This is a genomic window from Hahella sp. CCB-MM4 (assembly GCF_002260525.1).
Classification (GTDB): Bacteria; Pseudomonadota; Gammaproteobacteria; order Pseudomonadales; family Oleiphilaceae; genus Hahella.
Map to the genome: position 1 here is coordinate 20781 of NZ_MRYI01000018.1, position 12191 is coordinate 32971.

Genomic DNA, 12191 nt, shown 5'->3' on the forward strand with positions numbered 1-12191 from the left:
CCGTAGGGGCGAACCTATGTGTTCGCCCTTGTCTGAATACCCCGTGATACCTGCTTGAACACACCGTAATAAAGGTCGAACACATAGGTTCGCCCCTACGGGGTCAGATTTTAGAGAGCGCAATCAAAACCGGTATGCGCCACCGATGCCCAGCAAATCCACGTGTTGATGATCCATAAAGACACGTTTAATCCGAAGCAAAACATCAATATTGTCCATAACCTGATACCCAGCCCCCAATCCCAGTAACGGGTCGGTACCACCGTCCAGGTCAGGATTGATGTCCGCACCACTTAACTGAATATCCCCGTCCCAGAGAAACAGCCCCACTTCACCGGAAAGGGTCACCTGAGGATGAACATCCCACAGGAAGCGGTTAGCCACCGTCCATCCATTTCCTGATACGGGATAATGCTTCTCTACGGCCTGTGACAGCTCTTCGTCACTAGGACTTAGAGCATCCAGATCGACGTCTACATCTCCCAGATCCAGAAACCCGATTTCCAGGGCCATCATGTCCTGATACTGATAGCCGGCAACCAGATGAAAGGCCAGCCGGGTGGTATCGTAGGTATTCAATGTCACATCAATATCTGCGGACTCCAGACCACTGCTAAAGCTGGAAGCATCCTGGGAGCCACTGGCGCGATAGGCCCCAAGCTCAAGATACACCTTGTCTTTTACCGCATCCCACTCCCATGCCTGACTTTTAGGTGCGGGTAACATTCCGACCATCAGGAATAAGGCCAAAGTCGTGCCTTTCCCATATCTGGAACGGTTGAGCAGCATCAACCCGACAAACATAGTCAACAGCGTCACCCAATGAACGGCCCCGCCACCGGAGCCTCCTCCTGTGCTGGTGATCGTGCTGGAGGTTCTGGAATCGACGCTGACACCGCCAGGATCCTCGACGCTGCCATTTGCCAGTCCATCCGCATCATTTGGTCCACCGTCCTCAATCGTTAGCTGGACACAGTAATAACCTGTAATCAATCCGACTTCCCAACTGTCATCGCCAGGAGGTGGACAGTATCCAGGGTTACCCGCTGCGGAATGCAGCAGATTATTGTCATCCTCGACAAAGGTCATCCATTCACCGTTTTGGAACTTCCGGTAGATGCTGTTGGCCGGGATAGCAGCCTGTTGCGGCAATACCACACTCACGCTCTGGCCAATCGTCGGCAGTTCGTGGATTTCAAAGTCAAACAAACCACCCACATTATCAAACAGCCTGTCGGAGCTCAGGTCATCCTGCTCTTCAATGTCATCATCATCCAAGCGGGCACCTCCGCTGTTGCCTAACAATGCGAACTGACCAAGACGACAGCGTACCCCCGGATCACACTCGACCAGATAGGACGCGGTCTCTGACGCCACCTCAGGCAGCACGTTGGTCGCATCGATGTTATCGAGATACTCGGGGATACCATCGTCATCCGTATCTGCGGTTCCCTCATCGGCATCACTGGTTCCATCACCATCCGAGTCCACATCGCTTTGCAATACCGGCAAGGCCTGAACCACTCTGAAGTACAAGCGGGCTGTATCCGTGGCACCAGCGCTGTCGGTGACGGTAACCTGTCCCATGTACCGGCCGACACTGAGACCGCTTGGGCTGAAGACCAGATTACGGTTGGTCAGGTTGCCATCGGTATCCACCAGCGAGCCATCACTGGCCGCCCAATTATAGCGATGAGTATCACTGACATTCGGATCAACGATGGTCGCTTTGATGGTGACTGGACCACCGCCTTTGGTCACTTGAATGGTTCCCGTTCCGCCCTGAGTCAGCTGCAGTGAAACTTCAGGCGCGACATTACGCTCCACAATCGTGATCTTATGGAAGGTCTTGGCCCCGCTATTGATGTCATAGATGTCCGGATCAGACTCGTTATATCCGTTCGCCAGATCTTCTGCATTGGTGGTCCGATCATCCAGTTTGACGATCAATATTTCATCCGACTCGGACACGCCATCGCTGATCAGGTTAATACTGACACTGGCTTCTGTCTGCCCGATGTTTGCAGGCTTGGTCAGCGTCACGCTGCCATTGACCAGATCATGATCGCTGCTGTCTGCCGTACTGTTACTGCCGATCACATAGGGGATCGTCAGAGGATAGAAGGGTGACTGGCCGTTCAGGATCACCTTGAACAACACCGTGGCACCTTCCACGCTAACCTGATCTTTGTTGACAGAGACCAGCGGACGAATATTGACGACCTGTAGAGCCGTACCCACATTTCCTTTGTGGTCGACGGCACGGTAAGTCACCAGATTACGTCCGGGCGGCAGCAGTACACTTCCGTTCAGCAGTGCCTGTACCTGGGTATTACAGCAACTGTCGCCGTCCACATTATCGCTGGCAAGAACAGCCATTATACTGGCCACCTGAGCATCTGTGGCAGACGCCGGCAGATCCAGTAACTGCCTGACAGTGACCGGCGTATACAACGCAACCGCATCAAGGACCAGCTCATCCGGCGCAACCACTACCGGTGCGGTTGTATCCACATAATCCTCCTCGTCAGTCGGGTCAGTGCCATCCACGGATTCCTGATAATTGCTGATGGTATCGCCATCCAGATCGCCGTCAGCATCACTGCTATCCAACGGATCCAATCCGACATTGAGTTCATACTCATCACTCATGCCGTCATTATCGTCATCGGTATCGACGCTATCCGCCTCACCATCGCCATCGGTATCCAATTCAACTTCGATGCTGAAGGCTGCCAATGCTGTGTTGGATGAGCCATCAGTGACGGTCAACACAATACTGCTGAAAGTACCCGCCACAGATGCAGTGCCGGTGATAGCTCCCGTGTCAGTATTAAGAGACAGCCAGCTTGGCAGATTCGCAGCACTGACGCTGAGGGTATCCCCTTCCACATCATCCAGGGTTGGGGTAAAGCTGTAGTTCTCGCCCTGCACCAGGCTGGCCGTCGGAGTACCGCTGATGGTCGGTGCATCATTCACCGGGTTGACCGTAATGGTGACGGTCACCACGTCGGAATCATCTCCTGAATCGTCGGCCACCATGTAGGTAAAACTATCCGAACCGTAGAAGTTGGCATCCGGTGTATAGGTGAGTGTGCCGTCGCCATTGTCAGACAACGAGCCATCACTCACGTCGGTGAGAATGCTGATCGAGGTGACATCAATAGTGCCGTCCACATCACTATCGTTATCCAGGATATCCAGCACTGTCGGTGTATCCTCATTGAGACTGTAGCTGTCCGCATTGGCCAGCGGAGCATCATTGACGGACTGAACGGTCAGGGTCACTGTCGCCTCAGCCGACCATTCTCCCTGGTCATCCTGCACTCGGTAGGTTAGAGAATCTTCACCGTTAAAGTCACTATCAGGTGTGTAGATGATAGCCCCGGTGGTTGTATTGACAGAGGTGCCGCCACTGTCAGGAGCTGTAACCACTTCCACAGTGGAAGCATCCAGCGTACCGTCCACATCGCTATCATTACCAAGAACATTGATGGTATGTGCCACATCTTCCAGCAATGTTGCCGTATCATCGACGGCAACCGGCGCATCGTTGACACTGTTGATCGTGATCGTGACCGTCGCTGCGTTGGAAGTACCGTCCGAATCGTCCTTGACCGTGTAGGTAAAGGTGTCACTTCCATTGAAATCAGCCGACGGGGTGTAGGTAATTTCACCGGTGACACTGTCAACGCTGGTGCTTCCACTTCCAGCATCGGTCTGAACCGTTACCGTTGTGGCATCGACGGTACCATCCACATCACTGTCATTACTCACAACATCGATAACAACCGAGTCGTCCTCATCCACTGTCGCTGAATCATCGGTAGCGACCGGCAGATCATTGACGCTGGTGACATTAATCGTCACGGTGGCTGTGTTCGAGGTCGCCCCATTACCGTCTTCAATGGTGTAGGTGAAGCTATCGGAACCATTGAAGTCCGCATCAGGCGTGTAATCCACCTGGCCACTATTAACGATGGCAGAGCCATCAGCCGGTCCGGTCACAATAGTGATGGTGGATGAGTCGACGGCATCACCGCTATCCACATCAGTATCGTTACTCGCCACGTCAATAGAAACCGCGGTGTCCTCAGCCGTGCTGGCCAGATCCGCTACAGCCACTGGCGCATCATTGACCGCATTCACTGTGATGGTCACAGTGGCGGCACTTGAGGCCAGGCTATTGTTATCCTCAACGGTGTAGGTAAAGCTATCAGAGCCGTTAAAGTCGCTGTCTGGTGTATAGGTAACGACACCGGTACCGGTATTCACGCTGGTGCTGCCATTGGAGGGACCGCTTGTCACGGTCACACTCGCCGCATTCAGACTTCCGTCCTCATCGGAGTCGTTATCCAGCACACTAATCGCTACTGCGTTATCCTCGTTGGTGGAACTTGAATCATTGGTTGCGGTCGGTGCCAGATTCGTGGTGGTGAAATTCAATGTCGTTGTATCAGAGATTCCCGCGTAACTGTTACCTGAAGAATCCTCCACCGCATCTGCACCAACCTGGACATAGTAGCTGTGGGATGCATCAAGATTCGCAACCAGGGAAACCGTTAAAACAGTGCCACTGATATTGACCTGTGCAGAGTCGCTGTCATTGCTTTCCACCAGACTGTCATCGTCCGCGTCATACACGGCGATGGCCAAATCACCGCTGCTTCCGGCGGCCACAGACTCGTTGAAGGTCAGAGTAAGGTCAGTATCGTAACGGGCAGTGGTAGAGCCGTCTGCAGGACTGCTACTGCTTAAAGTTGGAGCGACAGAGTCCAATGCCGCCGTATCCGTGACCGCAGTTGCCGCATTTCCGGCAGTGTCAGTGAGAACTACGGATAACGTCAGCGTGCCGTCAGACAGACCACTGATATTGATGCCGGTAATCTGGTCTGTGGCCGTTGCCAAAGTACCGGAACCGGTCACGTCGGTACCACCACCGGAACTGCTGATGGTGTAATCATAGTCAGCACCGACTTCACCGCCGGCAAAGGTAAAGCTTTGACTGGAAGCCTCAGTGCCATTAATGGTCGCATCATCAAAGCTGACGCTCTGGCCACTGGGCGCGGTGGTATCCAGCGTGGCAGTATCGGTAACGGCTGTTGCCGCATTACCAAAGCTATCCGTGACGACCACAGAGAGTGTCAACGTTCCATCACCCAGGCCGGAAAGATCCAGGCCGGTAACCTGATCCGTGGCTGTCGCCAGAGTACCAGAACCTGTGACATTGGTTCCGCCACCGGAACTACTGATGGTGTAACTGAAATCGGCTCCGACTTCTCCTGCGGCAAAAGTGAAGCTCTGGCTGGAGGCTTCTGAACTGTTAACCGCAGTATCATCGAAACTGACACTGTGGCCGCTGGCCGCGGTGGTATCCAATGTTGCGGTATCAGTGACCGCCGAGGCCGCATTACCGGCGGTATCGGTCACCACAACGGATAGTGTCAGCGTACCATCACCAAGTCCTGACAGGTCCAGGCTGGAGATCTGGTCTGTGGCCGTCGCCAAAGTACCTGAGCCCGTGACATTGGTGCCGCCTCCGGAACTGCTGATGGTGTAACTGTAGTCGGCTCCGATTTCTCCGCCGGTGAAGGTAAAGCTCTGGCTCGAGGCTTCTGTTGAATTAATACTGCTGTCATCAAAGGCCACACTGTGCCCGCTTGCGGCAATGGTATCCAAAGTCGCCGTATCGGTGACCGCCGAGGCTGAGTTACCTGTGCTATCGGTCAACGTCACGGACAAGGTCAATGTGCCGTCACCCAGGCCGGAAAGATCCAGGCCGGTAATCTGGTCCGTGGCTGTAGCCAAAGTTCCGGAGCCGGTCACATTGGTTCCGCCACCAGAACTACTGATGCTATAGCTGTAATCCGCCCCCACTTCGCCACTGGCAAAAGTGAAACTCTGGCTGGAAGCTTCCGTACTGTTGATCGTGGAATCATCAAAACTCACGCTGTGGCCACTCGGAGCCTGATTATCCACTGTGGCATTCGTTCCGTCGGAAGTTGTGGTGGCATTACCACCATTATCAGTTGCTGTGACGGATACATTGAGGTTGGAAGCTTCAATGGAACCGGCCGTAATGGTGTAAGTGGCCGTCCAGGTATCGCTGGAGTTACTGGCCGCCACGGCACTGCCTCCGCCGAAGGAAGAGAAATTCACTGTAACGCTGGAGATGGTGTCACTATTGTTATCGCCTCCACCGGTATCATTCCAGGTAGCTATGACGGTATCTCCAACAATATACGTACCGCCTGTGCCTGACGCGCCGGAAATGCTGATGTTGGCATCGGTCACCGTTGGAGCCTGGTTATCCACCGTGGCATTGGTCGAATCATTGGCGAGATTGGTGTTACCGGCATTATCCGTTGCGGTAGCGCTCACGTTCAGGTTGCTGCTGTCAATTGCCCCGGAGGTAATGGTATAGGTCGCCGTCCAGGTGTCACTCGAATTACTGGCCGCCACCGACGCGCCTCCGCCAAAGGAGGAGAAGTCGACGGTGACACCAGAAATGGTATCGGTGTTGTTATCCCCTCCTGAAGTATCATTCCAGGTGGCTGTCACGGTATCGCCGATAATATAGGTACCACTTGTTCCCGAACTACCGGTGATACTTAAATTGCTGTCGCTGATGGTCGGCGCAATATTGTCCACTGTGGCGTTGGTTGTGTCTGCCGTCGTACCGCTCACGCCGTCTGTGTCCGTTGCAGTTACGGATACATTTCGGTTGGTATTGTCCACCGATCCCGATACCAGGGTATAAGTCGCCGTCCAGGTATTACTGGAATTGCTGGCGGCAACCGTTGAGCCACCACCAAATTGTGAGAAATCAACCGTGACACTGGTGATATCGCCGTTATTGTCACCGGCCCCGGTATCATTCCAGCTTGCTGTCACCGTGTCACCGATAATATAAGCGCCGCCGGTACCGGAGGCTCCCGAAATGCTGATGTTTCCAGCGGTGATGGTCGGCGGCACAATACTCAAGGTCACATCATTGCCAGTGCTTCCGAGGTAACTGACAGTTAGGGGCTTGCCATTCAGAGTGGTCGTTGCATCCCCTTCCGACAACCCGTTAAAGGTGCTGCTGACGGAATCACTGGCATCGTTGTTGATGATGACAAAACTGTCGCCACCACTGCCACTATGGCTACCGATTACACTGAGAGTCCCCCCTAGTGTAACGGTGCCGCTGACATCATATTGATCATATGTCGTGCCTGCAGTGGTGCCGTTAATGCGGGCAACCAGGGTACCGCCGGAATTGAGTGTAAAACCGGATGCCAGTGTCATCGTCCCGGGCGAAGACCCAACCTGAATCGTACCGCCGGAGTTGACGACCACGAGACTGGCAAAAACACCAGCCCCTTCCAGGGTTGCCCCGCTGGAAACCGTGACCAGACTGGAAACCGTACCACTGACAGCAACAGTACCCGCCGATACATTGAACAAACCTGAATTGGAGTTGGTGCCCGACAGCGTTAATGTGCCCGCACCGGCTTTGGTTGGGCTACCGGTACCGCTCATCACTCCTGAGAGAGTCACCGCGTTGGCGTTGGTAATGGTGCCGTTGCTGGATCCTATGCTGATGGCGTTATCAATAGTGCCGGTACCGGTCACCGTGAGGTTACCGCCATTCAATGTGATAGTGCCGGAACCGATGTTTGTATCACCGGCAATGCTGACACCACCCGCTGTTACATTCGTTCCTCCGGTCTGGGTTTGCGTACCGGATAACGTCAACGTACCTGCGCCGGATTTGGTCAATGTTCCGGAACCGCTGATGACGCCGGAAAGCGATATATCATTAGCATTACTGACCGTACCGCCACTGGACATAGTGACATTATTATCAATGGTGACACTGGAGCCGGTCACTGTCAGGGTGCCATTGGTAAAGATCACTTCTCCCGACCCCAGATTGCTGTCATCGGCAATGACGATTTGACCGGCCTTAATCGTGGTCGTACCGGTCCAGGTGTTGGTTCCGGTCAGGGACAATTTACTGGCAACAGTTTTGGTCAGGTTCCCACTGCCGGATACCACCCCTGTCAGAATCAGAGAATAGTTTCCGCCGCCACCGTAGATATCAAATGAACCGCCACTGGCACCCATGGCGAAGTTATTATCGATGGTGGTCGAGGTTCCACTGGAGCCATTGGAGGCAAAATTGCCGCCATCAAGAGTAATGGTGCCTGACGGAAATACATCGTCGTTATCGGTCCATACAGTACCCGAGGTGATGGTAATGCCGGCGCTGGAAGACGCTTCATTGCCGGTATTGGTGAACTGCAGCTCGCCGGACCCGCTCACAGTCAGATTCTGGCTGCCCGACATCAGGCCTGACAGGACAAGATTGGTACTGTGGTTTATCGTGCTATCCGCGGCCACATTGAAGGCATTGTTTATCGTACCGCTGCTGGTAGCAGAGAGAGTACCGCCGTTAAATATCAGCTGACCACTACCCAGGTTACTATCACCCGCCACACTCACCGTTCCGCCGGTGAAAGTCGTCGTGCCACTGTATGACTGAGATCCCGTTAACGTCACCGTGCCGTCACTGGTTTTGGCAAGCGCTCCGGTTCCACCGAATGCCGTACTGATACTGGCGGTATCCCCGGTGTCGTTATCCAGTGTCAAGGTCACACCGCCACCTAATGACAGGCTGCCTCCGGACAATGTCATACCTGTCGCCTCACCCAGATCCAGAGTCAGGCTTTCACTCAAACTCGAAGCAGAACTTGCTGATACCGTTTGTCCCGCGAGGCTACTGTCGACGATCAGGGTCTGAGTGCCAGAGCCGTCCGCTGCCGCGATGGCAATGGCTTCACTGAAACTCACGCCATCGGTGGCATCGATACTGGCGGTGTCGGTGGTATTTGTGATGTAGATGGTATCAGAGGTGACCGTGACATCGGCCGTATCTGTACTGGTACCGTCACTCAATGTAAAACGAACCGTTGCATCCCCCGCCGGTGTATCGTTGCGATAGGTGATACGCCGGGTGACATCCTGCACCAATGCGGTGGTGGCCGCCGTACTGGAACTATTGAAAGTAATCGTCAGTACACCATTGGTATTGGTGAAGCTGGCAAAAGTCTGACCCGCATCCTGCAGGTCACTTCCGTTGACGGTGAATAACGCACCTGATGTGTCAAACCCAAATACATCACTGGTGACGGCACTGGGACGTTGCACTGTTAACGACCCTCCGGAATAATCACCATTGCCGCCGTTTAACGCATCCAGTTCAGTATCGCTGACAGTCGCATCACCTCCGGAATCCAGGGTCACAGTGCTACCTACGCCAGCCCAGGCGACGCTGTCGCTATCCAGGTTGGATATTGAAGGTGCGGTGTTCGGTGCTTGCTTGTTGTCAACCGTAAACGACTTGACTCCCATTACCTCGTATACGGCAGGGCTACATCCGCTACCATTTACTTTAAAGTGGGTAATTTGGACTCCGCTAAGGTTTGTTAATGTTGCAGAGTTCGTATATCCACTCCAGGTTATGGTGTCTGTAACAGTTCCACCGCCAGCCTTATAACCGACAATAGATCCACCACTACAGCTATAACCTCCATTTGCAGAATAGACCAGTGCAGTCAACTCAAAAGAATAAACATTAACGTTATCAGCAGAAAAAACCAGAGCACCCGATGTGTCACCATCATTACTGGAACTTGTCTGGTATGACAAATAAAAACCACCCTCAGCGCGACCAGCACTATAAGCATATACATTTTCAGCTGAACCACTAGCCTCACCTGTAAAAACGAGATCTCCATCTGAGGATGTATGCGAAGAGCTTGAGTTATAACAACTACTCGTACAAAAATTACTTGTAACATACTGCTCTGGCGCTAAAACCGATGAGAAGTCCTTCAACGCGATTTCATCGAATGGTTGCTGTGCTTCGATTTGTCCATGCTGGATTTCCAGATCCCAATCCCCACCCAGATTCTCAGCCCCGGTTAAGTCGTTGGAAGCAGCCACATCCACATGGGTATTGCCGGAAATGAGTTCGAGCAGGGCTTCGCCTTTCTCTCCGCTGGCAAGATCACAGCCATAAAATAAGAGGTCCCCTCCCTCACGTATGGCATGGTTCAAGGCATTAAACAGAGTAATTTCATCATGGAGTTTTTCTGCGGTCAGAGTGTCACGGCCCAGCATCACCTGCCCGTCACTGGCATGGGAGACAATATGAACAGCGGCCAGATCAGAGTAGTGTGACAATACCTTTTTCAATTGCTCCAGTCCGGACTCACCAGGATCAATCTCAACCATCTGGACGCCCGGTTTCAGTCCCTTATAGAGCGCACTCCTGTCTTTCACCGCGCCGTCGAGAATGACCAGTTCATTCACGGTTTGCCCCTGGAATAATTCCAGCGTCCCGGTCTCCCCTGACTTTTCATGCTGTGGCTTAGGTTTGACGCTCCCCTGAGACGGATGACGCGCCAATTCCTTCACCAATACCGAGCGAGGTTTTCCATAACCACCATAGCCGGCAGAACGAAGGTAACTGCCTCCGTATCCGGTACCTGCCAATGCGCTCATAGGTAACAAAAAAGTCAACAGCCCATTGAACACCCTGTTATTCATAGCATTACCTCAAGCCCCTTCAGCCGGAATCGCTTTTTTGGGGGCAATTATGTGTGCAGCCGTTCCTTTGGTGTCCTGCCAGAAATCCATTTCCTGATATTTGTTGAATAGGTCCGGAGGGAGAATTGAGCGTCTGGGGTTGAAAGAAACCTTGCGCTTGACCGTATGCAGGCCGCGTACGCCTAAATTCGTATCAAACTCACCTTCTTCGTACTCAACATTATCGAAATCATGGTCGAAGCATCGCTCTTCAAGGAAGCCATAGAGTAGTTCGAGGGTTTTATGGGGATGCTGGGTCAGCAAGTCATAGTCAACCAGTAAAAGCCGGTGGGAATATTCGCCGTAATAGGCTTCCTTCAAAGCTGTCCAGGCACTGCCCACGGTTCCCGTCGCACTCATTTGTGTTTCACATCGGGAGTACACGGTAAGCCGGCTTGCAGGCGAATACATCTTGCTGTAATCGAATGGGTTCTTGCGGTAGATACACTCAAAACTGTCCGCGATCCAGGCCGGATTACGGACACAACAAATCACTTTAAAGTCGTCAAAGAGTTCCACCAACTGGTGCATTCTCGCGGTCCAGTGGCGGTTGGTATCAAAGATGACACTCTTGTCTTCATACTGCCGGTAATAGGCATCAAAGACGGAACGGCAAATGTCCTTTCGCCGGGGTTCGTCAAAGAAAGTATAAAATTCGCTGCCCGCCCCCATCAGTTCAAGGTTGGACTGCATCAGGGCAGCGACGGGACTGCTCATTGCCGCATGAAAACGCGGATTCTGTCGAAGGATACCCGCTAACAGAGTGGACCCTGAGCGGGGAAGCCCGGAGATAAAATGAAATCTCGACATCAATAACGCATCCTTGGGGAACCAGCCCCATTGCATTTCCCTGCCCCCAGCCGCAGTTCCGGACACGGGGAAAAGGGAGCCATAACGGCCCCCATATTTCTCAATTTCGGGGAGGATAAACGCCTTCCATCGTAATGCAGAAATTCGTTATCTGAACCGGCTGCACAATGGAAAAGGATTGCCCCAACCCGGTATCTGCCAGGACGACGGTACCGCCTGAACCACCTCCCCCACCGGAGACCTGAACGCCTCCCAGATACTCCACTCCCTTGGTACCGGCATCCGGGCGATAAATATTTTCAGGCTTGTCTTGAGCTCCCCCTGTCGCAACAGTTGTGGCCAGGTAACCACCAGCAAGTGGGCTGCTTGATGTTGCGTCATCCTTGGACACAGCGACTCCGACCTCTATGCCACCACCAGTGCCACCACCAGAGGGAATAAACGTCGCACTATGGCTGTGCTTGGGTAACTGTGTTTCTGTAAGTGCAACAAGCTGATGGCCGAGCCTGGTACCTATTGGGTAGTTCTGTAATCCTGGAGCATCCCCCCAGCCGACAGGAGATCTGGCACGCATATCGGGCAACTGAAAGGTGATTCGGCCGTCACCGCCGTATATGGTTCCAATCAATGAGTACAATGCCTGGTACTGGCTGATTTGAATCAGTTGCCCCCCACATACTGCCCAGTCTCTCGGTGCCCAGTTGAATCCGTACATCGTAATTTGACCAATATAGCTTTCCATC

Annotated in this window: 3 protein-coding genes; all 3 read right to left on the reverse strand. The window is 53.2% G+C overall.

The features are described from left to right. Window positions 1–123: 123 nt before the first annotated feature. Window positions 124–10599 carry a tandem-95 repeat protein gene (locus BTA51_RS23580; protein ID WP_094711549.1) on the reverse strand — a complete coding sequence of 3492 codons (10476 nt, stop codon included), beginning with the start codon at window positions 10597–10599 and terminating at the stop codon, window positions 124–126. Window positions 10600–10608: 9 nt separating this feature from the next. After that, window positions 10609–11448, reverse strand: a complete 840-nt coding sequence (locus BTA51_RS23585; protein ID WP_094711550.1) for a sulfotransferase — start codon at window positions 11446–11448, stop codon at window positions 10609–10611. A gap of 100 nt (window positions 11449–11548) precedes the next feature. After that, entirely contained in the window at window positions 11549–12190 is a 642-nt protein-coding gene (locus BTA51_RS23590) for a phage tail protein (RefSeq protein ID WP_094711551.1), read from the reverse strand. Window position 12191 lies beyond the last annotated feature (1 nt).